The 24,706-nt window shown below is 42.3% G+C and carries 22 protein-coding genes, 3 tRNA genes, 3 pseudogenes and 1 riboswitch; of the genes and pseudogenes, 19 read left to right on the forward strand and 9 right to left on the reverse strand.

What is annotated here, in order from left to right; genetic code table 11:
- Positions 1-386: 386 nt before the first annotated feature.
- Entirely contained in the window at positions 387-1,175 is a 789-nt protein-coding gene (locus B9P78_RS02485; RefSeq protein ID WP_094517993.1) for a hypothetical protein, read from the reverse strand.
- Between the two features lie 29 nt (positions 1,176-1,204).
- Positions 1,205-1,921, reverse strand: a complete 717-nt coding sequence (locus B9P78_RS02490; RefSeq protein ID WP_094517994.1) for an A24 family peptidase — start codon at positions 1,919-1,921, stop codon at positions 1,205-1,207.
- A 153-nt stretch (positions 1,922-2,074) separates the two neighbouring features.
- Between B9P78_RS02490 and B9P78_RS02495 the strand changes: the two genes are divergently transcribed.
- The 4 genes from B9P78_RS02495 to B9P78_RS02510 all read left to right on the forward strand — a co-directional run bounded on the left by B9P78_RS02495 (position 2,075) and on the right by B9P78_RS02510 (position 2,974).
- Positions 2,075-2,150, forward strand: a tRNA-Val gene (locus B9P78_RS02495).
- A 1-nt stretch (position 2,151) separates the two neighbouring features.
- A tRNA-Lys gene (locus tag B9P78_RS02500) sits at positions 2,152-2,224 on the forward strand.
- 23 nt (positions 2,225-2,247) lie between these two features.
- A tRNA-Thr gene (locus tag B9P78_RS02505) sits at positions 2,248-2,320 on the forward strand.
- A 123-nt stretch (positions 2,321-2,443) separates the two neighbouring features.
- Complete coding sequence (locus B9P78_RS02510; RefSeq protein ID WP_094517995.1) at positions 2,444-2,974, forward strand: GNAT family N-acetyltransferase; 531 nt, start codon at positions 2,444-2,446, stop codon at positions 2,972-2,974.
- A gap of 75 nt (positions 2,975-3,049) precedes the next feature.
- On the opposite strand, the gene metK is transcribed toward B9P78_RS02510, so the two are convergent.
- On the reverse strand, positions 3,050-4,225 hold the full coding sequence (metK, locus tag B9P78_RS02515; protein WP_094517996.1) for a methionine adenosyltransferase: 1,176 nt from the start codon (positions 4,223-4,225) through the stop codon (positions 3,050-3,052).
- Positions 4,223-4,312, reverse strand: a riboswitch (SMK box riboswitch). Its footprint overlaps the gene before it by 3 nt.
- 175 nt (positions 4,313-4,487) lie before the next feature.
- Between metK and dnaX the strand changes: the two genes are divergently transcribed.
- The 6 genes and pseudogenes from dnaX (at position 4,488) to B9P78_RS10480 (ending at position 9,377) form a co-directional block, all read left to right on the forward strand.
- Positions 4,488-6,344 carry a DNA polymerase III subunit gamma/tau gene (gene dnaX, locus B9P78_RS02520; protein ID WP_094517997.1) on the forward strand — a complete coding sequence of 619 codons (1,857 nt, stop codon included), beginning with the start codon at positions 4,488-4,490 and terminating at the stop codon, positions 6,342-6,344.
- Positions 6,345-6,388: 44 nt separating this feature from the next.
- Positions 6,389-6,702 (forward strand): annotated as a pseudogene (locus B9P78_RS02525) (YbaB/EbfC family nucleoid-associated protein).
- A 203-nt stretch (positions 6,703-6,905) separates the two neighbouring features.
- Positions 6,906-7,504, forward strand: a pseudogene (recR, locus tag B9P78_RS02530) (recombination mediator RecR).
- Between the two features lie 57 nt (positions 7,505-7,561).
- A complete protein-coding gene (gene tmk, locus B9P78_RS02535) occupies positions 7,562-8,224 on the forward strand; it encodes a dTMP kinase (protein WP_094517998.1) in 663 nt (220 codons plus the stop codon).
- Between the two features lie 44 nt (positions 8,225-8,268).
- Positions 8,269-8,805, forward strand: coding sequence for a hypothetical protein (locus B9P78_RS10475; RefSeq protein WP_255377061.1), 537 nt, complete (start codon positions 8,269-8,271; stop codon positions 8,803-8,805).
- Complete coding sequence (locus B9P78_RS10480) at positions 8,790-9,377, forward strand: hypothetical protein (protein ID WP_255377062.1); 588 nt, start codon at positions 8,790-8,792, stop codon at positions 9,375-9,377. Before B9P78_RS10475 ends, B9P78_RS10480 begins: the two co-directional genes overlap by 16 nt.
- Before the next feature lie 61 nt (positions 9,378-9,438).
- Here the strand turns inward: B9P78_RS10480 and B9P78_RS02545 are convergent, their stop codons facing one another.
- The 3 genes from B9P78_RS02545 to B9P78_RS02555 form a co-directional block, all read right to left on the reverse strand.
- Positions 9,439-9,957: a biotin transporter BioY gene (locus B9P78_RS02545; protein WP_094517999.1), complete on the reverse strand. Its 519-nt coding sequence runs from the start codon at positions 9,955-9,957 to the stop codon at positions 9,439-9,441.
- Positions 9,958-10,152: 195 nt separating this feature from the next.
- Positions 10,153-11,148 (reverse strand): biotin--[acetyl-CoA-carboxylase] ligase, encoded by a 996-nt coding sequence (locus B9P78_RS02550; RefSeq protein ID WP_094518000.1) that lies wholly within the window; start codon positions 11,146-11,148, stop codon positions 10,153-10,155.
- 397 nt (positions 11,149-11,545) lie between these two features.
- Positions 11,546-12,388 carry a GNAT family N-acetyltransferase gene (locus tag B9P78_RS02555; protein ID WP_094518001.1) on the reverse strand — a complete coding sequence of 281 codons (843 nt, stop codon included), beginning with the start codon at positions 12,386-12,388 and terminating at the stop codon, positions 11,546-11,548.
- A 283-nt stretch (positions 12,389-12,671) separates the two neighbouring features.
- Between B9P78_RS02555 and B9P78_RS02560 the strand changes: the two genes are divergently transcribed.
- The 6 genes from B9P78_RS02560 to mscL all read left to right on the forward strand — a co-directional run bounded on the left by B9P78_RS02560 (position 12,672) and on the right by mscL (position 16,717).
- Positions 12,672-13,067, forward strand: a complete 396-nt coding sequence (locus B9P78_RS02560) for an initiation control protein YabA (protein ID WP_094518002.1) — start codon at positions 12,672-12,674, stop codon at positions 13,065-13,067.
- Positions 13,067-13,819 (forward strand): tRNA1(Val) (adenine(37)-N6)-methyltransferase, encoded by a 753-nt coding sequence (locus B9P78_RS02565; protein ID WP_094518003.1) that lies wholly within the window; start codon positions 13,067-13,069, stop codon positions 13,817-13,819. Before B9P78_RS02560 ends, B9P78_RS02565 begins: the two co-directional genes overlap by 1 nt.
- Positions 13,809-14,225: a GIY-YIG nuclease family protein gene (locus B9P78_RS02570; protein ID WP_094518004.1), complete on the forward strand. Its 417-nt coding sequence runs from the start codon at positions 13,809-13,811 to the stop codon at positions 14,223-14,225. Before B9P78_RS02565 ends, B9P78_RS02570 begins: the two co-directional genes overlap by 11 nt.
- Positions 14,212-15,123, forward strand: coding sequence for a 16S rRNA (cytidine(1402)-2'-O)-methyltransferase (gene rsmI / locus B9P78_RS02575; protein WP_094518042.1), 912 nt, complete (start codon positions 14,212-14,214; stop codon positions 15,121-15,123). Before B9P78_RS02570 ends, rsmI begins: the two co-directional genes overlap by 14 nt.
- An 8-nt stretch (positions 15,124-15,131) precedes the next feature.
- Entirely contained in the window at positions 15,132-16,169 is a 1,038-nt protein-coding gene (locus B9P78_RS02580; protein ID WP_094518005.1) for a YdcF family protein, read from the forward strand.
- A gap of 140 nt (positions 16,170-16,309) precedes the next feature.
- Entirely contained in the window at positions 16,310-16,717 is a 408-nt protein-coding gene (gene mscL / locus B9P78_RS02585) for a large conductance mechanosensitive channel protein MscL (RefSeq protein WP_094518006.1), read from the forward strand.
- 882 nt (positions 16,718-17,599) lie between these two features.
- On the opposite strand, the pseudogene B9P78_RS02590 reads toward mscL, so the two are convergent.
- Positions 17,600-18,702, reverse strand: a pseudogene (locus B9P78_RS02590) (NAD(P)/FAD-dependent oxidoreductase).
- Positions 18,703-18,728: 26 nt separating this feature from the next.
- Positions 18,729-19,763, reverse strand: coding sequence for a hypothetical protein (locus B9P78_RS02595; RefSeq protein ID WP_094518007.1), 1,035 nt, complete (start codon positions 19,761-19,763; stop codon positions 18,729-18,731).
- Positions 19,764-20,115: 352 nt separating this feature from the next.
- Between B9P78_RS02595 and B9P78_RS02600 the strand changes: the two genes are divergently transcribed.
- The 3 genes from B9P78_RS02600 to B9P78_RS02610 all read left to right on the forward strand — a co-directional run bounded on the left by B9P78_RS02600 (position 20,116) and on the right by B9P78_RS02610 (position 22,956).
- Positions 20,116-21,273 (forward strand): pyridoxal phosphate-dependent aminotransferase, encoded by a 1,158-nt coding sequence (locus B9P78_RS02600; protein ID WP_094518008.1) that lies wholly within the window; start codon positions 20,116-20,118, stop codon positions 21,271-21,273.
- A 160-nt stretch (positions 21,274-21,433) separates the two neighbouring features.
- Positions 21,434-22,678: an MFS transporter gene (locus B9P78_RS02605; RefSeq protein WP_094518009.1), complete on the forward strand. Its 1,245-nt coding sequence runs from the start codon at positions 21,434-21,436 to the stop codon at positions 22,676-22,678.
- Positions 22,679-22,707: 29 nt separating this feature from the next.
- A complete protein-coding gene (locus B9P78_RS02610; protein WP_094518010.1) occupies positions 22,708-22,956 on the forward strand; it encodes a hypothetical protein in 249 nt (82 codons plus the stop codon).
- A gap of 850 nt (positions 22,957-23,806) precedes the next feature.
- On the opposite strand, the gene B9P78_RS02615 is transcribed toward B9P78_RS02610, so the two are convergent.
- On the reverse strand, positions 23,807-24,664 hold the full coding sequence (locus tag B9P78_RS02615; protein WP_094518011.1) for an aldo/keto reductase: 858 nt from the start codon (positions 24,662-24,664) through the stop codon (positions 23,807-23,809).
- Between the last annotated feature and the right edge of the window lie 42 nt (positions 24,665-24,706).

Genomic DNA, 24,706 nt, shown 5'->3' on the forward strand with positions numbered 1-24,706 from the left:
GTTTCACATAAAGTTTCAATCTATCAAGAGTCGCTCCGCTACTACTCTTGACAGATTGAAATTTATGAGAAGTATTGTCGACAACAGGAATTAAGCCAAATTGCATGTATTAAAAAAGAGCTGACCATTCGGTCAACTCTCATAAAATTTAGTCTAACTTTTTGGGTCCACTATAGTGCCTAAGGTTTTTTATTTTGTTTAGGATGTGAGCGGGGGGGGGGCATTTAGACAGGTAGCACTGGAAGAGATATGCAGTAGCGAGTGAAACTCGCTGCAAATATCTCTGAAGTGGAGACCTGCCTGCCCAAGCGAACTCGACTGCTTAGGATGAGAGGACCAACGCAAAAAAGCACCTAGTGACAGGTGCTTTTTTGTGCAGATTTTTGTTACACAGTAAACTCGATATATGAACGATCATCAAAGGATACTTGTCCTGCTTGCAAACCTTTGGTGGAAAGATATGCTGTAATTAAATCTGGATCGCTTGTTAAGATATGTTGCAAATAGGCTTCCGTAGCTGCAAAATTTTCTTTAATTGTGGGATAACCATCTGACGTAAAGATAATATGATCTCCGTCATGAACATCAATCACTTTGATTAAGTCATCTGGAATTTCTTGGCCGTTTAAAACCGAATACCCAAAGCGCGTGCCAGTCGTGTTGGCAAAGATATTGCTGGAAATTAAATAGGGTAATATGGCCGCTCGGGCTTCCTCATGCTGACTTGGGTCGATATGTAAGACTAGAGAGCGGAAGTTGCTTAAAATCTCGTCAGAGGCTTTAGGTTGGGTATGCAGTTGTCCGTTAACTAAGGCTTGTGAATCACCGATAATGTAGATTTGATGATGGAAATGACTGTATAGAATCATCGCCGCTTGGGGACCATGAGACACGCCGTCCAAAGGAAAATCGACTTTGCTGTAGAAGTGGTCTTCATATGCCGTGTTGACTCCATGAATGATTTCTTGGATAGTGGCAGTTGAGTCCACAGTCGCTAAATATGTTTTAATAATCGTGGACGCTATTTTCCCAGTTTTCAAGCCCTCATAACGATAATCAGACTTAGCAGTGACACCATCGATAATAGCGACGAAGTGATCGTTATAGAATATAGCGTCCTCACATTGGTTCGGATCATCAAATTTACCCTGAATAAATGTATGTGGTATCTGCATATCGGTCCCTCGCAATCTATTGTTGTTACTTACAGTATATAGAAGATTAGAGGATAGGCAAAGAAGAGATAGGGTAAAAAAGGAAAACCTCTGGGCAGCGGATAGCCCCGATACTTGAGTACGATAATGTGGCAGAGGATGAAACTTGTGGCAAGAAACAGCAACCAAGCAGTTTGATAGGGTCCAAGGGCTAGCGCCAGGATGGAGATGGTTTTAATGTCACCCCCGCCAATACCATTGGTGAAGTGGAGGTTGAGTAGAAGGAATAAGAGGCCTATCCCGACAGCAAAGAGGCTATGGGTGAGGATGCGACCACTAGGATGTACGCTGAATTGGCCCACGACAAAAAATAGGAGTAGGATTTGAAAACGGTCGGGAATCCATTGGTCAGTCCAATCGCTAGCAGCCATGATGGTGAGGATGGCGAAATAGCTGATGAGAAATACAGCATCTGCTAGCGGGTGCGTGATGTATAGTATTAGACTAAAGATGGCAAAATAACCCTCGCAAATGGGATACTTGATTGGGATGCTTTGCTGGCAATGATAGCAGCGTCCTTTTGAGAGTAGGTAGCCCAGAACGGGGATTAGCGCATATGTTGGAATACTAGTTTGGCAATGGTCACAATGAGAGCGACTGATGATAAAAGATTGATTTTGGACGGTACGCGCGCCCACCACCATAAAAAATGATGCGAAGCAGGCGAATAAGAGGCCGAGAATGGCGTAATATAACATATAAAACATGGATTTCACTCCCTTCACCTTATATATACGTTATTTTTTCAAAAAAGTGCTATTTTTTTGAGAAAAATCAAAAAAACTAGTGAAATCGTGTTGACAGTATCGAAAACAGATGCTATTATTTAATAGTTGTCTTAAACAAATGCAACACGTGATGGAGGATTAGCTCAGCTGGGAGAGCGTCTGCCTTACAAGCAGGATGTCGGGGGTTCGAGCCCCTCATCCTCCACCATGACTCGTTAGCTCAGTTGGTAGAGCAACTGACTTTTAATCAGTGGGTCGTAGGTTCGAATCCTACACGGGTCATATTCTTTATGAATAATATATAGGCCGGCTTAGCTCAGTTGGTAGAGCATCTGATTTGTAATCAGAGGGTCGAGGGTTCAAGTCCTTTAGCCGGCATATATAAAAAAAGCATCTCGTATGGGATGCTTTTTTCTTATCCTTTTATTGAAATAAGGGCGAAATTAAGGTAGCCTAAAGTCATTCAACATCATCAAAATGGCTATACGGAAGAGGTAGTATATGGGAAATTATATCTTGGCACAATTAAATCTTGAAGACTTAGACGCATTGCGTGCAATTAGTATTGAAACATTCACGGATACTTTTGGTTCATACAATACACCAGAAGATTTGGCCGTCTATCTTGAAACAAATTACGATCAAGCTAAACTAAGCAATGAGCTTACTAACGAGAACAGCGCATTCTATTTTGTCAAAAATTCAGCTACTGCTGAAATAGTCGCCTATTTAAAATTAAATTGGGAAGACGCGCAGACAGAAGTATTCGATGAAGCCACCTTGGAAATTGAACGCATTTATGTCCGCCCTACTTTTAAACGTCGTGGTATTGGTCAACTTTTGATGACACATGCTATTGAAACAGCGAAGTCAAAGGGCTTAACCCATGTATGGCTCGGAGTTTGGGAAAAAAACGCAAATGCAATGAAATTCTATCAAAAGAATGGTTTTAAGCGTAGAGGAGAACATGTCTTTATGGTGGGGGACGACCGGCAAGTGGACTATATCCTGATGAAAGAAATAGCAGAATAAACACAACTGATGCTTAAAATCTTTTATAGAACAAAAAACGGATGGAACCAAGCGTTCCATCCGTTTTTCATGTTGTTATTTTTGTAATTGTGCTACTTTATCTGTACGTTCCCATGTGAAGTCTTCATCATCACGGCCAAAGTGACCGTATGCAGCAGTTTTGCTGAAGATTGGACGACGTAATGACAACATATCAATAATCCCATTTGGTGTTAGGTCAAAGTTATTACGAACGAGTGCTACCAATTCGGTTTCAGATAATTGGCTAGTACCATAAGTATCGATGGCGATTGAAACAGGTTCAGCAACACCGATTGCATAGGCTAATTGGATTTCCACTTTGTGGGCCAAGCCAGCAGCTACAATGTTCTTCGCAATGTAACGAGCTGCATAAGAAGCTGAACGGTCCACTTTAGTTGCATCTTTACCTGAGAAAGCACCACCACCATGGTGAGCGGCACCGCCGTATGTATCGACGATAATTTTACGACCAGTTAAACCAGAGTCAGCTTCTGGACCACCAGAAACAAATTTACCAGTTGGGTTGATGAAATAACGTGTATTTTCGTCTAACCAAGCGGCTGGAATAATTGGGTCTACGACATGTTTGATCACATCTTGGCGAATTTGATCAAGTTCAATGCCTGCTTTATGTTGGGTTGAGATAACAATTGTATCAACACGTTGTGGTTGATTATTTTCATCGTATTCGATGGTTACTTGTGTTTTTCCATCTGGTCCTAAATAGTCAATCGTACCGTCTTTACGGACTTTGGCTAATTGACGAGATAGACGATGACTTAGGGCGATAGCAACGGGCATAAATTCAGGTGTTTCATCAGTTGCGTAACCAAACATGATACCTTGGTCACCAGCACCGATAAGTTTGTTGCTGTCTTCACCGTTCTCACGTGTTTCGATAGCATCATCTACACCTTGTGCAATGTCTGGAGATTGTTCATCAAGAGATACTAATACGGCAACGGAATCAGCGTCAAAGCCAAATTGGCCTGAGTGGTATCCGATACGGCGAATGGTATCGCGGACGATTTTTTGGATATCAACATATGCTGTCGTAGTGACTTCCCCGAAAATAAGGACAAGTCCTGTATTAACGGCAGTTTCACAGGCAACACGTGCTTGTGGATCTTGTGCTAGAATCGCGTCAAGAATGGCATCGGAGATTTGGTCAGCGACCTTATCTGGATGACCTTCTGTAACTGACTCAGAAGTAAATAGTCGTTTATTCATTTTGTTTCCCCCAAAATATAAATTTTATGGTTACAAGGAATCTTTGCGAACGCGCAAACCTATCGGGAATAATTTATTGTAACGTTACTCATTATACATGATTTGGTCAGAAAGGCACGTGTAAAAAGGCTTTTCCTGTAATTTTTTACAACTTTTCTCAATCTTCTATAATCGAAGTCTAGATAGACAAGTCGTGCAGTGACCCGTACATTCATGGTATAATGTTCGAGATGATTAAAAACCGTTACGAGAGGAGACAACAATGAGTTATCAAGCATTATACCGCGTTTGGCGACCACAAACATTTGGTGATATTGTGGGGCAAGAAGCAGTAGCCCATACCCTACAAAACGCCGTAAAAACCGGCAAAATGAGTCATGCTTACTTGTTTACCGGTCCTAGAGGAACTGGGAAAACGAGTGCAGCTAAGATTGTCTCTAAAGCCATCAACTGTCCAAATCAAGTCGATGGTGAACCATGTAATCAATGTGAAATCTGTAAAGCAATCAATGCCGGCAGTTTGTCTGACGTGATTGAAATCGATGCTGCCTCAAACAATGGGGTAGATGAAATGCGCGACATTCGTGAGAACGTCCGTTATGCACCCACAGAAGCAGCCTATAAAGTCTATATTATCGATGAGGTCCACATGCTTTCAACAGGCGCTTTTAACGCCTTATTGAAGACCTTGGAGGAACCGCCAGCAAACGTGCTGTTCATCTTAGCAACCACTGAAATTCATAAGATACCAGCAACCATTATTTCTCGGACCCAACGATTTGATTTCAAACGAATTTCCCATCAAGACATTGAAAATCGCATGGCCTATATATTGGCACAAGATAATATTCAATACGAAGATGGCGCCCTAGCAGTCATCGCACGTGCAGCCAATGGTGGGATGCGTGACGCCCTATCACTTCTAGACCAGGTCATATCCTTCTCTGAGGGTACCATTACCTTGGAAACGAGTCGTCAAGTCACAGGCGTTCTGTCTGAAGAAGAATTAATTCACTATACCAAGGCCCTATCTGACGGTGATGTCACAGTCGCTTTAGCTGACCTACACAAACTACTTGATAGCGGCCAAGAAGCAGCCCGTTTCGTCGAAGAGCAACTGATTTTCGTGCGTGATTTACTTATCGCCAAGGAAATCGGAGGCGGAACCGATGCCGTAGAAAGTCTGACGCAACGTTATGATACCAGCTTCTATGCCCTAGCCAAGGAAATCGATGTGGCCCTCCTCTATCAAATGATGGACGTCTTCAAAGAAACCCAGGCTGAAATCCGCTACACCGTGCAAGCAAGTATTTATCTAGAAGTTGCGACCGTACAATTATGTCAAAAGGGTGGCGCTAGTAAAGCAGGTCGTCTATCAGTAGACGCTGGTGCCAATAATCAAGCTGTCCCAGTAGCACATGAACTGCCAACACATATTAGTCAGGTGATTGCTGATCTTCAAGAACAGGTAGCTAGCTTATCTAGCCAATTACAAAATGGCCAAGGCCAAGCGGCAAAACCAACGCCAGCAAATAGACCGGTTAAACGTTCTAATACAACCGGATTTACACCAAACTTAACGAAAGTTTTCCAAGTCTTAAATCAAGCCACCAAGAAAGATCTGAATGATGTCTCTTCTTTATGGGAAGAATTGATTGCCAGTCTACCTGGCATGCAAGCAGCTATGTTGAAGGCAACTTTCCCAGCTGCGGCATCACCAACGGCTTTTGTGGTGCGTTTCGATTATGAAGTCTTGTGTAAGAAGGTAGACGATGATGAAGAAACCAGACGTCAGATTGAACAAATGTTGTCTAATCGCTTGGGTCACCCAACCAAAATGTACTATTTAACGAGTGACCAATGGCAAGAAGCGCGCCAAACATATGTCAAAGCGATGAAGAATGGCGGTTTAAGTGATTTAGTAGGCGACGATGCGGCTACAGTCGCGGACAAGGGTTCTGCGTCAGATGCGGAAGCCTTTAGCCAAGACAGTGATGCAATTAACGAAGCTATGGCTGTGGATGGCCTCGAAGATGAAGAGGCACGCATTCGTCAAGACCAAGTGGACCAAGCTGTTTCACTATTTGGCAAAGAAAATGTTACAATAGTAGACGATTAGATTAACGTATAAAATATAAAACGAATAAAAAAGGAGTGTCGAATATGGCAGGCGGAATGGCAAATATGCAACAAATGATGCGTAAAATGCAAAAATTACAAGAAGAAATGGAAAAAGAACAAAAAACTTAGAAACAAAAGAGTTTCAAGGTTCTGAACCTTCAGGCATGATTAAAGTTACGGTTACAGGTGACCGTCGTTTGAAAGCAATCAATATTAATCCAGAAGCGGTTGACCCAGAAGACGTCGACATGTTACAAGATTTATTGTTGGCTGCAGTCAATGATGGCCTAGCAAAAGTGGATGCTGAAACAGCAAACACAATGGGCAAATATACAAAAGGTATCCCAGGTCTTTAATACATAAGGCCACAGGCGTATCTAGATGACCGTCTTTACCATGGGTAGGTTTGACTACGCATGGTATTTTTCTTGTTGCTCGCAGGAGTTAGCGGGCTTGCGGCGGGGTGTCGTAGGTGGGTTCAGTCGGCTGAATTGGTCTGTGCCTTAGTGAAGGGTGATATTTTTCAAAGCGTTCGTAAGTAGTAGGTGGGAGAGTTAAGATGCAGTATCCAGAACCAATTGCCAAGTTGATTGATAGTTTTAGTAAGTTGCCAGGTATTGGGGCCAAAACGGCTTCGCGCCTTGCTTTCTTTGTGTTGGATATGCCAGAAGCGGACGTATTGCAGTTTGCATCGGCTTTGGTGGATGCCAAACGTGAGCTCGGTATTGTTCGGTGTGTGGCAACATTACGCAGTCTGATCCGTGTGAGATTTGCGCGGATGAAGGGCGTGACCGGACGCGTATTCTTGTAGTGGAGCAGGTGCGTGATGTGGTGTCTATGGAACGGATGCGCGAGTATCATGGTTTGTATCATGTGCTACATGGTGTGCTGTCACCGATGGAAGGAACTGGGCCAGAGGATTTGAATATTCAGCCCTTGTTGGTGCGTTTGCAAGAGGAAGCAGTTGAGGAAGTAATCGTGGCGACCAATGCAACTGCTGAGGGTGAGGCGACGGCAACGTATTTGTCTCGTTTGATTAAGCCAGCTGGTATAAAGGTTACACGAATTGCGTATGGTTTATCTGTGGGTAGTGATATTGAGTATGCGGATGAAATGACCTTGCTTCGTGCCTTAGAAGGGCGTCGCGATATTCAATAGGATGTAAATTGTCCGAGGCCGGATGCGACCAAAATGGAAGGAATTAGGGGATATTTTATGGATACTGAGCAATTACTAGGGAAGTTTATTACGGTTGAAGGGCCAGATGGTGCGGGGAAAACAACGCTGATTAATGGATTGACTGCCAAGTTAGAGGCAAGTTTAAATGTACCCTTAATCTTGACGCGTGAACCAGGTGGCGACCCGATTGCGGAACAAATTCGACGCATCATCTTGGATCCAGCCAATACAGACCTGGACCCACGAGCTGAGGCTTTGTTGTACGCGGCTAGTCGTCGCCAACATCTGGTACATACTGTTTTACCGGCTTTAGCAGCAGGTCAATTGGTTTTGTGTGACCGTTTTGTGGATTCGTCCATTGCCTATCAAGGTTATGGTCGCGAAATTGGTGAGGAGGGTATCTTAGCGATTAATGCCTTCGCCACGGATGGTCGTCAACCTGATTTGACTTTATATTTGGATATTTCGGCTGAGGAGGGCATTCGCCGCATTCAAGCCAATCGTAGCCAAGCTGACCAAAATCGTTTGGATGTGGAGACCATTGATTTTCATCAACGCGTCCACCAAGGCTATCAAGTCTTGCGTGCGCAATATCCAGACCGTATTCAAGTGATTGATGCGACCCAAAGTCCAGAAGCCATGCAGGCAGAAGCCTTGCGTATCGTTCAAGCACATTTCCCTCAATTTTTCAGTAACTAATCATAGGTTTTGCTCGTGTATATGCGCAGAAAGGAGTCCATCAATTGGGATTAAATGCATTTGATATTATTGAAAAACAAGGCGATTTAACTGCCATGATGGACCGTGTTGTGGCCAACGATCGCTTAGGTCACGCCTATATTTTTGAGGGCATGATGGGTGCCGGTCAAGAAGATATGGCCTTGTATTTAGCGGCCGGTTTGAACTGTCTGAACCCAAGTATTACAGGGCAACCCTGTGGTGAATGTAATCACTGCGTGCGTATTTTACGAGAAGATTATCCGGATGTCTTGCACGTGCGCCCGGGTGACGATAAGGGAAATGATAAGACCAAGGCGAATATTTTCGCAACTGATGAAGAAATTGAGCAGGCCAAACAATCGGAAGATAAGGCTAAACCGGAATCTAATGCCATTAAAATCGACCAAGTGCGCGAATTGAAGCATCGGATGTCTATGTCGTCTACTGAAGGCAACCATCAAATTTTTGTTATTCATGAGGCAGAGAAAATGACGACGGGTGCGGCAAATTCTTTGTTGAAGTTTATTGAAGAACCCTATGAAATATGCATATTTTCTTAATTACATCGAATCAGGATGCCCTTTTACCAACGATTTTATCCCGATGCCAAATGATTCATTTTCCTGAATTGCGTAAAGCTCAGGTGAAGCAAGTTTTTGAGGCAGCTGGCATTAAGGCGAGTTTGGCTACGACCCTGTCATACTTAACCAATGATGTTGAGGAGGCAAAGGACTTGGCGGACAACGAAACCTTTCAAACGCAGATTGGTCAATCGATTCAATGGATTGACCTTATGGTGAAGGGTGATCCCCGAGGTTTAACCATGGTCCAGTCGGATTGGGTCAAAGATAAACCTAGCCGTAAAGCTATGATTCAAGCGTTGAATCTGGTGGGTTTCCACTTTCATGACCTGTTGTATTTAAAACTAGGGTCGAATGATGACCAAAGTCAGATGGACAAATTGGTTTTCCCAAATGATTTAGGGAAATACCAGGCCATGTTGAAACATTTGGATGCGGCCTTGATTACCAAGGGTTTGCACTTAGTGGGTAAAGCCCAACGAATGATTAGAGCCAATGTGGCCCCCCAAGCAGCAATGGAATATTTGGTGCTAGCCTTTTGGAAAAAATAACAAGATTGAAAAATGCAGGAGGAAAGTGCGATGAACACTTTCCCCCTGCATTTTGTTTATGTTATTTAGCGAGGCGTTTGTTTAAGGCCAAGGCTAGGGCGATGGCAGCCACATTTTTGATGATATCAGTGGGTATAAAGACAATCATACCGGACATGAACGTTTGTCCCCAAGTAATTGGCGTATTCAATAAGAAATTCAAAGCGAGGTACATGTAACCAAGTCCAAAGAGGTAGATAATAGCATTCATACCCAGTGCACGTAGGGTAAACTGTTGCCAAGTCTCATCTTTCAAACTACCGTTTGCACGCGCAAATACCATCGCAACGATAAAACCGATGATGAAACCATATGACGGACTGTAGACAAAGGCCCCTTTAATCATAAATAGCAAAATGGCATTAATAAACATCGCCACAAAAGCATATTTACGTGGCAACAACAAACCAGTTAGAACAACAACCATCGTTTGTAAGGTAAACGGAATCGCACCAAACGGCACCACAATATACGATGCAATGAGCGTAATAACCGCCATCAAAGCCGCCAAAACCCAGTTATAAGTAGTAGATGTATGCATAAAAATTCTCCTTTTTGTGTGTATTGGTCACCTGTTTTTATAGATAGGTTGACCGTTGGTAAAAATAAAAAACTAGATGCTATAAAATACCCACCAAACCCACATGTGTGGTAGGTAGTTATCCTCAAGGCCGCCAACCACTGGTGGTCCTATATGTTAAAAGCTAGGTTCAAATACAGAAGTGCGCCTGTGCTGTTAAACAAATTGTTGACTACCAAAGCTGACTTCGCCTGAAACTAAATGCTTTTCAAGGCCATGATCATCTTCAATACGTAAGTGCCCAGCATCGGTTACACCAAGAATTTTGCCATTTAAAATCTGACCATTTTCTTGATAAGTCACCCATTGGCCCTTACCTAATAAGTGTTCACGATAATACGCTAGAAATGCACGGTCGGCCAGATGATCATAGTAATCTTTAAACCTTGTCAGAAAGTCAACGAACAGGTCATTCGGATTGAAATTGCTAGGCAAGCGTTCACCAAAAAGTGTGCCAGCCACATGTTGGTTTTCCGGATTCTCGTTGGCAAAATCGCCAGCCAAGTTGGAGCCAATGCCGATAACTAGTTGGGAAATCGTTTGGCTTTCCAAGTCAAACGTTGCCTCTGTTAGAATGCCGACGACTTTTTTGCCTTGATAAAACAAATCGTTCACCCATTTAATTTGAATGGCGTCGCTTAGATACGGATTCAGACTTTGTGCATAGGCAGAGGCGGATGCAATGGTGAAGGAAGCAATCAAGTCATTGTCGGCATTTGCCGGTGGCGTGATGACCAAGGAAAAATACAAACCTTGTGTCAGTGCCGAATAGAAGGGGCGCCCACGACGTCCACGACCCGCCGTTTGTTCACTTGCAATGAAAATTGCTGGTTGGTTGGGGAAATCAGTCGCATGTTTCCGGCCCAAATCATTGGTTGACGTAGTTGACTGCTGAAAATGGACTTGTAATTCAGGCCAAACTTGCTGTAAACCATGCTGAATCTGTTCGGGATCAATCGCCTGATTGCGTTTAGCTAAGGCATAGCCATTTTTTGGATGACGCAAGATTTCATAGCCATCTGTTTCCAATTGTTTGACGGCTTTCCAAATTGCGTTGCGGCTCACTTGGAAGTGATCGGCTAAATCTGGACCAGTAAAGAAATGCCCTGGATGATCTAATAAATAGGAAAGTAAATCAGCTTTTACAGTCATAAAGGCTCCTTTCATGAGAATGTCATATGCTACAAGGTTAGCAATTTGTATTTTTATTGTCAACTAAATATTTGAAACTAGTTGACCAAGTAACAAAAAAACAGCCACCCGCAAGTGACTGCCTATCAGTGCTAGATGTTTTGGACCTGGGGCTCACATCCTAAAGTTGAGTTCGCTTGGGCAGACAGGTCTCCACTTCAGAGATCTTTGCAACGAGTTGCACTCGCTACTGCATATCTCCTCCAGTGGTACCTGTCTAAACTCACGCGCTCACATCCTATGAAGTTGAGTTTGCAATAGCAGCCCTCTGCCTGCTTCAGATGAACTAGTCGATGACTACCGTCATCACCGTCATTCACCTTCCACCAGTTGAGGGCTGAACGCTATTGCTCACATCCTATTCATTTTCTAACATGTAAGCAACAGGGTCTGCTTGGTAGACTTGGATATCGGCGATTATGGGTTCTTCGATTTTACGCGAGATTTCGATTTCCATACCGACGTCTTGATATCCTTGGTTGCGGTACATTTCGTAAGGAGAATCGTCGGCATCGGCTACCAAGATGACCATCTTACCAGCAGCTAATGCTTTTTCCACAACCCAAGCTTGTAGCAATGTACCGATTCCTTGGCGTTGATATGCTTCAAGGACTTGGAAGTTGTCGATTTCGTATGAACGTGCATGACGGATAATATCTGTTAGACCAACCAACTTGCCATCAACAAAAGCAGCAAGGGCGTGGGTATTGTGTTCGTTCAAAAACCAGGGGTAGTAATTTTGTTTTTGTTGAGCAAATTCAGCATCAATGGCCTGGTCATGAATTTGATTGAAGTCGATATAGGCTTGGGCATCGCTCTCGTCAATTTCCTTGATAACAAGTCGGTCGCCATAAGTATCCTTAGCTTTTGTGCTGCCTTTGAAGTCTTTTGGATCAAGCACCATTAATTTTGTCATGGCTAATTGGTAGCCAACTTCACCAATGCTGGCAAAGAGTTCGGGGCTTAGAGATTGGTTCATGGGCATAACGAAGCTATAGTATGAAAGATTTAAATCGTAGGCATAATCTAGAAAGTTTTCTTCTAGAATATCCAATTCTTCGGCGCTTGGTACAAAATCTAGGACAATTTTGTTGTTGTTGTACATACTTGGTACCTTGCTGTTACCAATAAAATAATATAATTCTGTTTCATCATAGGTGTCTGCAAGGACAAAGCTATCTTCAAAGGTAAATGGTTTCATGTGGGTGACTCCTGTCATACTTAGGATATGGGTTACGTGAACAATATTTTCATTCTATATTTTACCACAGCTAGCGTAAAAAAGAATTTTTGTCTCGTGTTTGGCCCCCAAAATACCGAACGGGTGTGCTATAATTGACCCTAACAAAAATCAACTTACCATGTCGGTCTAGCACATCATGTGGTATCATTGAGGATGAAAAAGGGCAGATGTTGCGGTTGTAAGAAGCTAGCGCATTTTTGCCAGAAGTATACAAATAAGCGTAGAAAGTGGGTGTGGGTAAGTGGATGAACACCAAGTTGCAGATGAAATTGCTTTACTAAAAAATGACTTACACACGATGATCGCCAAATTAGATACGATCAATGCAGAGTGGGATAAATTGTTAATCTCTTCCCATAATTTAAAGATGGAAAATTTCTATTTGCGTGAACGCGTACAGGAGTTGACTGATTTAAATGATCATTTAAGTGCTAAGAATAAACAACATACTGAAGACGACACCGATGGCACTCCTCAAGTGATGTCTAAGGCGCGCCAAAATTTAATGAACATTTATGAAGACGGCTTCCATATTTGTAATATTTCCTACGGTCAACGCCGTGGTAACGATGAACAATGCATGTTCTGTCTGGATATCCTATATGGCGAACGTGAGAATGAAGGAGCCAAAGCTTAATGAATCAAGTGACACTATTGGACGGTGAGCGGTTCGATGCCTTGATTCCGCAAGCATTAGAAATTATTCAAAGCGACCTGACTTTTTCTTTTTCGGTGGACGCGATTTTATTGGCGCATTTTGCCCAAGTATCGTCTAGCCGCATTAAGCAGATTGCTGATTTTTGCACGGGCAATGGGGTCATTCCTTTATTACTATCTGCAAAGACAAATGCCCATATTCATGGTATTGAGATTCAACCGCAAGTCGCTGATATGGCAGCCAGATCGGTAACGCATAATGGCTTAAATGAGCAAATTACCATTCATAATATGGATTTAAAAGCGGTGAATACAGTTTTCGCAAAGGATTCTATGGATATCGTTACCTGCAATCCACCTTATTTCAAACGTTACGAGGAATCAAAGGTCAATCTCCTGGATGCGAAAACGCTAGCCCGCCATGAAGTAGCCATGACGGCTGAGGATATTTTCCAACAAGCACAATTTGTCTTACGAAATAGGGGTAAATTATATATCGTACACCGTCCTGAACGATTGAGCGAATTGATTGTTCTTGGCAACAAGTACCGTTTAACATTGAAGAAATTACAATTTATCTATCCAAAACCGGGTAAGGAAGCCAAAACAATTCTCTTAGAATTTATGAAAGATGGCCATGATAAGGGACTACGTGTCTTGCCACCTTTCTATACGCAAACGGCTGAAGATACCTACACACCTGAAATGAGACGGTTAATTTATGGCGACTAAAGCAGAAACTAGCGAAGAAATTAGTGAAGCAATCAAGTCAGAAAAGCTGCATTATTTCTATGTCCTAGCATGCAGTGACAATACCCTATATACGGGCTATACCACGAATCCCGATCGACGCGAAGCAGCACATAATAGGGGGAAGGGTGCTAAATATACGCAACCCGACTATCGTAGACCGGTCCACATGCTGTATAGTAAGGCTTTCACCAGTAAGTCGAAGGCTATGTCAGCCGAATATCGATTCAAACAATTTACCCGGCGTGAGAAAGAAAACTTTCTCCGTGATAAAGGCATTGCCCGTGTATGGCCACCAAGTGCTTGGACAAACCGAGTGGACGAGGGTCTTGCGGGCAGTTTAGCTTTTATGCCGGATGACACCACAAACCAAGATGAGGAGGGATAGTGTGTTACAAATTCAACATTCATTTACAGGGCCTGACAAGGGGACAAAAGGGACACTCTTTTTAGTGCCAACCCCCATTGGAAACTTAGAAGACATGACCTTCCGTGCCGTCAACACCCTAAAAACGGTGGACGTCATTTTAGCCGAAGACACCCGCAACACACAAAAATTGCTCAATCATTTTGATATCACGACAGGACAAATGTCTTATCATCAACATAATAGCCAAAGTCGGATTCCGCAAATTATCGAAATGCTTGAAGCTGGTCAAAATATCGCTCAAGTGTCAGATGCCGGAATGCCAGCCATTTCCGACCCGGGATTTGAATTGGTGCAAGCAGCTATTGCAGCAAATCTAACAGTCGTACCGCTACCAGGTGCCAACGCCGCTTTGACCGGCTTGATCGCCTCCGGTTTATCGACCGATCAATTCGCCTTTATTGGTTTCCTTCCGCGTAAGAAATCTGAGAAAAAGGCATTCTTGGACAATCTGGTGAATTTCCCATACACCATGATGTTTTACGAATCACCCTTCCGTTTAGGACAAACACTGGAAGCTTGCCAGGAAGCGTTCGGCCCTGACCGACAAGTAGTAGTCGTGCGTGAATTAACCAAGAAATTTGAGGAAATCACCCGTGGTAGCCTAGCTGACTTGGTGAGTCATTTTGACGAAAATAAAACAATAAAAGGGGAAATATGCTTCTATATTGCAGGCAACGATGACCCGTCAACGGATGAAAGTCTCCTGCAAGAAGCATTAGATGATATGCCTATTAAAGATCAAGTTCAATGGTGGGAAACACATGAAAACATGTCCACCAAGGATGCTATCAAACAGGTAGCCAAACAAACAGGCATCAACAAACGGGAAGTCTACGCCAAATACCACGAAATCTAGGAGGCACTATGATAGCTTATTTAGCAGCACTCGTATTATTTCTAATTGCTATCTTGATGTTTTTTATCGCGCCTAGAAATTTGATTGATAATTTTCTATTTCTAGCGGGTTTCATCATATTATTTATTGCGGTCTTAAATGACCCTAATTTTAATCATCATCCCGTATTCCAACATGTCTTTTACTGGTTGGACAGGACGGTTCGTCTGATTGCACCATTATTTACCCTGATTTTCGGTATTGGTATGATATCCTATGCTTTGAAAGTTTACTCAGTGGAACGCTCGAAACTACAGCTGGTCGTGGGCTTAATCTTGGCTTCCGTGTTGATTGCCGGGACAGTGCTCCAATATATCGCGACTTTCCTCTTGGGTGGTTTTTTCCATCAAGAGATTGTCCGTATTTTTCAATTTGCCATGACCTATTTCGTGCTCGCCTTTATCAATTATATGGTGGTGACGCTGAGGCTAACTTTGCTTGAAGATGAAGGGAAACAGGATTTTGTCTTAATTTTGGGGGAACAATTGTCCAAGCATGGCAAGCCTTCTAAGGTGCTTGTTAATCGTTTGGATATGGCACTGGATTATATTGGACGGCAACAGTTTCACTATCAACAGGTGCCGAAGATTATTGTGTCGGGTACCTCGACGGGAACGCATTCGGATATCAGTGAGGCTAAGATTATGGCCAAATATCTGGTGGATCATGGGGTACCAGAAGAGGCGATTTTGATGGAGTGTCAGGCAGCGAATACGCATGAGAATTTTATCTATGCGAAGAAAATTATCAAGGCAAACACCAAGCAGATTCAGACGGTCAAAGCGGTTTTCGTGACTTCGTCTTATCATCTATATCGTAGCCAGTTGTACGCCAATATGGAGGGCTTGTATCAGATGTCCGGTGTGGGGGCACGCGCCGATTTCCCCGAGCGTTTGCTAAACTGGGTACGCGAATTTGTCGCCATTCTTTTCATGCATAGAAAATTACACTTGGCTGTCAGTATCTTAATGATTGGGTTGGGCGTTATCAATTATGTCCATTTTTAATACAATATTGAATGAATGAGACCAAAATTGTGCTTTTTTTGTATAATTTTGGCTTTTTTTTTTTACATTTTTTCATACGTATGATTTAATGAGTATGTACTATTCATTATATTTATTTTATTTTAGGGGGGAAAAAACACATGTTAAAAGAATTCCGCGATTTTATCGCTAGGGGTAACGTATTAGATATGGCTATCGGGGTTGTAATGGCGACAGCTTTTACAGGTATCGTGAACTCATTAGTTAATGACATTATTATGCCATTTGTTGGTTTGATTTTAGGATCTACAGACTTTACTTCAATCAAAGTAAACGTTGGTTCAGCTGTATTAACAGTTGGTAACTTCATCCAAGCAATCATCTCATTCTTAATCATTGCTTTAGTATTGTTCTTCGTTATGAAAGCAGTAGCTTCATTGAAGAGCCAATTTGCTAAAGAAGAAGCAGCAGCAGCAGCAGCAGAAGACGAAGTTGCTTTAGTTGATAGCCAAGAAGTATTATTAACTGAAATTCGTGACTTATTACGCGAACAAAACAATCGTCAATAATTAGCAATTTTTGATATCGTTTAATGAACAATGAATAGTCCTATATGGTTGTGGGCATGGCCCACAAACCACATGTCTACGTGACATTAAATAAAGAAGAAGGTTGAAGCGCATTTGCGCCTCAACCTTTTTTTATAGGATGTGAGAAAAAGCGTTTTGGCCCTAACCACTGGAAGAATAGTGCCGTGGCACATGTAATGTGACGCAAACTATTCTGAAGTGGAGACCTGTCTGCCCAATCGAACTCGACTTCATAGGATGAGAGCGCGGGCGATTAGACAGGTAGCACTGGAAGAGACATGCAGTAGCGAGTGAAACTCGCTGCAAATATCTCTGAAGTGGAGACCTGTCTGCCCAATCGAACTCGACTTCATAGGATGAGAGGACCGACGCTCAGAAAGCCACCGGTGGAAGACTATAGCAGTGACGCACGCAGTGTGGCGCAATATAGTCTGAAGCGCAGGGCTTTCTGGAGGTCCGAACTCAACTTCATAGGATGCGAGGCCCGAACTCAACTTTAGGATGAGAGCGCGGGCGATTAGACAAATGGTTCCAACCTCGTTCACAGAATTATGAACGAGCTTATTATAGAATAATTCGCGATACTTGAAAATAATGCGAAATTTTATCATATAAAATTTCATTCTATAAATAAATAACCAATATTATAGTATGACGATGGATTCTTTATAGAAGGGTAAAATTTATCAAGAACGGGATTCTATTCTCTAAAAAAACAGCATATTTTATAGAACCGCCATTTATTCTCAATAAAAACGCCCAAAATTAGAGAATGACAGGTTCATTCTCTAATCGCAGTTTTCGTAACAAATAAAGGACAACTACCTCTCGGTAATTGTCCTTTATTGTTGTCCTATTTTTTTATACCCGTGTAATATAATTGCCTACAGGATAATCGTTTGGATCCAGTGCTGTCGTTTCTTTGTTTATCATGCGTGCGATTTCGCGGCCAATTAAGGGGCCGGTAGTTAAGCCACTAGAACCAAGCCCGCTGGCAACAAATAGATTCGTTTGATTAGGAACTGGCCCATAGAATGGGGCATAGTCACTGGCATAGGCGCGCGTGCCGACTTTCAATTCGCTAACTGGGAACTGAGCCAAAGCAGGGACAAGGGCATATGCTGTGGATAATATATCCGTTAATTGACTAGGGTTTGTGGATAAATCATAACCTTGATCGTCTTCGTGAGTGGCCCCAATGTATATTTTGCCATCTAGGTGGGGAATAATGTCACCTTCACCTTCTGGCATAATCAAGGGGATTTGACTGGTATCCCAGTCAGTTTGGATGACGGCAAGTTGTCCTTTTTGGGGGCGAATATCCACTTGAAATCCATGGTCAGTCAATAATTTTGGCAGCCAAGCGCCACTAGCTAAAACTACGGTATCATAGGATTCATTGTCTTCTTTCACGGTAATTTCATGGTCAGAAATACTATCTAATGATACCTTCATGTTCTTGACACGTAGCCCAAAGGTGCGCGCACCGGCAAGTAAATCTTGGCATAAGACTTGGCCATCTACAACGGCTCCGGCATCGGTTTGAATGAGATCACTACTATAGGTCCAATCGGGAAAAGCAACCTGTTGATAACTTGGGGATAACTTGTGAATTTCTTGAATTAAGGGAGCCTCAACTTGGCGTTTTTGGGCGATTGTCATCAAATCATCAATTAATTTGGGCGTTTTCTTCAACAGCCAGGTTGTTTTTTGTTGATAAGCTGTGCTATCAATACCAGTTTCAGCTAAATCGGCGAGTAAGCCGGATAAAAATGCGCGCCACCATTGGCGAGGCGATACCAGGGTTTGTTTCGGCGTTTAGAAAACCAGGGACAGATGATGCCTGCTGCGGCTTTGGTGGCTTGACCCACGCCATCGTCGTATAGCGTTACATCGTGGTCTTGGGATAAATAAAAGGCAGCGGTAGATCCTACGATCCCGCCACCAATGATTGCAATCTTCACGTAAATTGCTCCTTTATCTATATTGCTTATTTTTTGTGTTTCTTGTCATTTGAAGCTTTGTGGTCTTCTTTTTCTTGACGTTCTTGCATTTCCCGGTAGGTTTTACGGTTTAAGATGGGACGTTTAAGCATCAAAGTATTCCACAAATTATTCAAGCGCATTGGTTCGTCTGAAAAAGATGAGCCATTTGCTTCATCATTGTTTCGTTCGGCTTCTTTCACAGGGCTTGGCGTGTCGTCGCTAGCTGTTGTTTGACCAGTCATGTAAGTATCTACTATAGGTGCGTCTTCAGCTGCAGTATTATTTTTCGCTACACGGTTTGAAATCCAATCGTCTACCTTGTCACCGACGTTGAAGTATTCAGACAGAATATAGTAGCCAAGGAAGATGGCATCGATGAACCAGATGAACCACACGGGTAAATTAAATTGGGCTACCCGATAGTTATGGATGACATATGGTAGGAAGATGACCAAGACGCTGGCGAATAGGGCTGAAAATAGGTATAGGATGTTGAAGTCTTGATACCATTTACGGCCAAATGATGTGTTGCGTCGGAATTGGACCCAGAAGAATAGAGCTGAGAAAATGACGAATATTTGCAAAGGTAGTCCTAGTCCTGAGATTGCGACCGGCATCTGGATTGCGGATGCGAAATCCCCCCACCATGCGTAGCCTGCGATGAACATATAGGTTGCATAGATTGTTAGGGTAAGCAACACGAAGGCTACTACGCTAGGGATGTATTTACGAATGTCGAAATCATAACGGGCGATGTTTAGACGACGAAGGGTTAATTTACAATAATCCTCGCCTGACATGCCTAAGACTTCTTCAGCGGAAATTTGACGTAATTCTGCGACTTGTAGTCGTTCAATCAGTTTGCTTAATTCTTGATAAATGGCTGGTTGTCCAGGTGCGCTGGTTAGGAAATAGGTTTCGCAATCATCGTAAAATGATCGCATGTCTTTCGATAAGGCTGCGGCCTTTTGGCGGTTTTCATCGCGCAAGGCAAGGGCCTGGTCGTTCACCATATCGGTATTATATCTACGTTGTGCCATTTGATACACTCCTCATTACACTTGATACTAGAAAAATAGGCAGATGATGATTATCGGCTATTTTTATACTATTTTATTATAGCTTACCTCAGAATAGTTCGATAGTGATACGGCAAAAAATCCAAGAAAAGTCATATGATACATGGCTTTTTAATTGCGCGTAATGTGTATGTTGACCCTATCTACTGAATGAAAAAATGGTGCAGTGTCCATAATTGAGGAAAAAATCAGTTTTTCTAAGTATTTTCATGAAAACGAATGAAGCTTCTGCTACCTGCACTACTTTTCATGAGCGATTAATGATAGAATACTAACAAATATCTAAATTTCCGTATATGAGAGGATGTTCCCAATGACTATCAACAAACGATTAGCACAAATTACCAAATCAGAAATCCGCGCCTTTGACGCCAAGGTTTCAAATATTCCAAATCTACTAAATTTCACCATTGGAGAACCCAACTTTGATACACCAACTTTTGTCAAAGAAGCAGCCAAACGTGCGATTGATGAGAATCAAACCCACTATGCACCGTCAGATGGCTTACCTGAATTACGCCATGCGATTGCGGACTACTACAAACGCCGTCAAAATCTTGATTTAAACTGGGATCAAATTCTAGTGACAGTCGGGGCAACACAAGGTTTTATGATTACGATGATGGCGCTATTGAATGAGGGAGACAAAGTATTTATTCCATCACCTTACTTCCCTTTATATGGTTATGCATCTATTTTGTCAGGTGCTGATACCATTAAATTTGACACTTCAGCGGATGGCTTCACCTTAACAGCGGAAGCTTTAGAAGCTCAATTAACGGCCCATCCTGAAATTAAATTAGTCATGTTAAACTACCCGAATAACCCGGCAGGTACGACATATAACAAGGCTCAAATTCAAGAACTTGCAGCCGTTTTGCGTAAACACCCGGATGTTTATATCATGTCAGATGAAATTTATGCTGATTTAGTATACGGGGACCCACATTACTCAATATTGGAAGAATTACCTGATCAAGTGATTTTATTAGCTGGTGCATCAAAATCATTTGCTATGACGGGCTTCCGTTTAGGTTTCTTGCACATTCCAGCAAATCAATATGAAGAATTTTTCAAAATATTCCAAACAATGGTGACGTGTGTATCCACACCAGATCAATGGGCGGGTGCAGCTGCCTATAATGAAGGCGATCAAGTTGTTGACGAGATGCGCGATGAATATAATCGTCGCCGTCAGTTAATAGTGGGTCGTTTAGAAGGCATGGGAATTGAAGTACCTGAAGCAGCGGGGGCTTTCTATGTCTTCCCTCGTATTCCGGCAAGCTATGGAGATGACGACGAACGTTTTGCCATCGATTTAGCTGAAAAAGGCAAAGTAGGTGTCATTCCAGGTTCAGCCTTTGGACCAGGAGGGGAAGGGCATTTCCGATTTTCATATGCAGCTGCCTACGAGGACATTGCAGTAGCTATGGACCGGATGGATGCGTTCATGCAAACATTAGCTAAATAAGTACCTTTTGTGAGAAATGTTTAAAATTCCTTAGTCGGGGCGCTCGCTATTTGCTAAGCAAAAATCCCTGAAAGCATTTGGGCTAAGTATCGACCAAAATAGACAGGGTTAGCCTTCTTCAAGTAAAATGAAGGGAAGATACATTTTGAGGGGGGATTGAATGAGTGAATCAAATGAAATAAAGCAAGTCAATTGGGTTCGCGACGTCATCATATTTTTAACGAGCCAGGGTATATCCCTTTTTGGTTCATCTATCGTCCAATATGCCATCATGTGGTATATCACGATTGAAACCGGTTCGGGCCTTATGTTGACCTTATATATGGTTTGCGGTTTCCTACCTACTTTCTTGCTATCACCTTTTGCAGGAGTATGGGCCGACCGTTACAACCGAAAATTATTGATTATGTTAGCCGACGGGGGGATTGCCCTTGCGACACTAATCCTGGTGTATTTCTATAGCATAGGCTATCAGGAAATTTGGATGTTGCTGATTGTGGCGGCAATTCGTGCCCTAGGTGCGGCCGTCCAAACGCCAGCTGTCGGTGCTGTCTTACCACAAATTGTTCCTAAAGAACATTTGACACGTATTAATGGCTTAAATTCCTCTATTCAAGGAATCTTAAACTTTGGCTCGCCTTTAATCGCAGCAGCATTGTTTGCCGTTTGGCCCTTATCGCAGATTTTCCTAGTGGACGTGGTGACAGCCGGATTAGCCATCTTTACTATGCTATTCCTAAAAGTCAAAACACATGATAAGGCCAACCAAGATCAAGAAGCTAGCTATATGGATGACTTTAAACTAGGCATACGTTACGTATGGGAACACGAATTCTTACGCAATCTCTTTATTTTGCTAGCCTTGTTTATGATCATGGTTGCACCCGCATCCATGCTGCCCGTACTTGTCGTTACCCGTACCTATGGTGGTGAAGTATGGCGATTATCTACTATAGAAATTGCCTTTTCTGCTGGCTTTGTCCTTGGTGGCGCAATCATTTCCTGGTGGGGTGGGTTTTCTAATCGTACAAAAACCATTTCAGTTGGTGCAGCGCTGCTCGCAGCATGTACCTTAGGCTTGGGTATGACGACTAACTTCTGGGCCTATGTCGTCTTGATGGTTCTAACCGGCATAGCCGTACCCTTCTTCAATACGCCAGCTATGGTGCTTATTCAAGAACACGTGGAAGATGCCTATCTCGGTCGTGTCTTCGGCGTCATGTCCATGATCAATACCGCTATGATACCACTTGGTATGTCTCTATTTGGCCCGCTAGCCGATATCATGCCAATTGCAATTATTCTAATATTTGCGGGTATCGTGCTCATGATCATTGCCTTTGCCTTTAGCCGAAACAAAGCACTCATCGCAGCCGGTAAGCCTTTAACTAAGACTGACGTTTAATATTTTGTCAAAAAGTAGCTTACGGTGTCTTGGTACAATTAGTATTAGAAGGCCGTTCAGAAGAAGAAATCTTGAAATACGCTAACTTCTTCAAAGCAATTGGTTTACCAACAACATTAGCAGACATCCACTTGGAAAATGCTTCATTCGAAGACTTAATAAAAGTAGGTGCCTTAGCAACTTCTGAAGGTGAAACATTACAAAACTTTGATCCAGAAGTAACTGCAGAAGACGTAGCTTACGCAATCCAAGCAGTAAACGCATTAACTTCTAAATAAGTTAGCCCATAAAAACTGACGAATCAAAGATAAACGAAAGCCATTCAAGTGTCGACATCACTTGAATGGCTTTTTATATACAATTGGTTATGTTTATTCTAATCATGTTTTAAATTGAGAAAACTGTGATTAGAGAATGAACCTGTCATTCTATAATTTTGGGCGTTTTTTTCAAGAATAAATGGCGGTACTATAAAATAGGTTATTTTTTTATAGCATATATTTTCATATTTGATAGATTTTATGATTTATAAAGAACGAGCCGTCATATAATAATATTCGTCAATTATTTATAGTATGAAATTTTATATGATAAAATTTCGCATTATTTTCTAGTATCTCGAATTATACTTTAACGAACTCATTCACAATACAGGAAAAGCGGTTGGAACTATTTGTCCCAACCGCATGACAACTAAAATTTTTAAAGCAAAGGATATTTTTACGATACATGTAGCTTGCAGGTATACGAGTTTCTAGATGAGCATCCATCAGCCACCGTGGTGTTCAGTTTTTATATAGTGGCGTGACTTATTGAGGGGAAATAAGTCACAAAATTGGCAGGAGTGTGACTTATAAAAGTATATAGGTCGCGGTTTTTGGAGGGTGTGACTTATAAAAACAAATAAGTCATAAATATAGCGCATGTGTGACCTATAAGAGCAAATAAGTCACAAGATTCCCTCAGTGTGACCTATCCAACAGAATAAGTCATAAATATAGCGTATGTGTGACTTATAAAAGCATATAAGTCACAACATTAACCTATACCTACCCAATCCATTTTTTATTAATCAAAAAACATCCGCGAACCAAAAATTGGGTTCGCGGATGTTTTTGTTTGCCTAGATTATTTCCAGTCGGCGTTTTTCATTTGTAAGATTTGGTTGACGCGGCGGCGATCCCAATGGGGCCAAGTATTGGGTTGACCAGTTTCAAGTGCTTTCAATGTGTTCATGTCTTCATCGGAAAGGGTGAAGTCGAAGATATCGAAGTTTTCAATCATGCGGTCGCGGTGTGTGGTTTTTGGAATCACGATGCGGTCAAGCTGCAGTAAGAATCGTAAACCAACTTGACTGTTACTTTTACCATATTTTCCGCCAATTTCAGCAAGCACTGGATGGGTGAAGAAATCATGTTTCCCTTGAGCGAGTGGTCCCCAAGCTTCGAATGCAGTACCGTAATGAGACATGGTGTCTGCCAATTCATCTTGTTGGTGGAAGACGTGCGATTCCACTTGATTGACTGCAGGCACAGTGTCTACAAATTTAACAAAATCAAGATAGCGTCCCGGGTAGAAGTTTGATACCCCAATAGCACGAATCACACCTTGACGATGTAATTTTTCCAAAGCACGCCAAGCACCGTAGTAGTCACCAAATGGTTGGTGTAATAAGACAAGGTCAAGATAGTCTGTGCCCAGGCGTTTCAATGAACCGTATACAGCATCTTCTGTTTTTTGCTCGCCAAAATTTGTAGGCCAAATTTTAGTTGTCAGGAAAATTTCTCTACGAGGTACGTCAGATTTATCTAAGGCTGAGCCGACAGCTTCCTCGTTTTGATAATATTGGGCTGTATCGATAGAACGATAGCCCACTTCTAATGCATCCAGTACTGAACGTTCACATTCTTCAAAGTCATTGATTTGAAAAACACCAAAACCTAGTTTAGGCATGGTAATACCATTATTTAAGCGAATATATTCCATGTTGCCACCTCCGTTGCTTCTATTATATAAGAAAAGCATTTC

This window comes from Aerococcus sp. 1KP-2016 (genome assembly GCF_002252085.1).
GTDB lineage: Bacteria > Bacillota > Bacilli > Lactobacillales > Aerococcaceae > Aerococcus.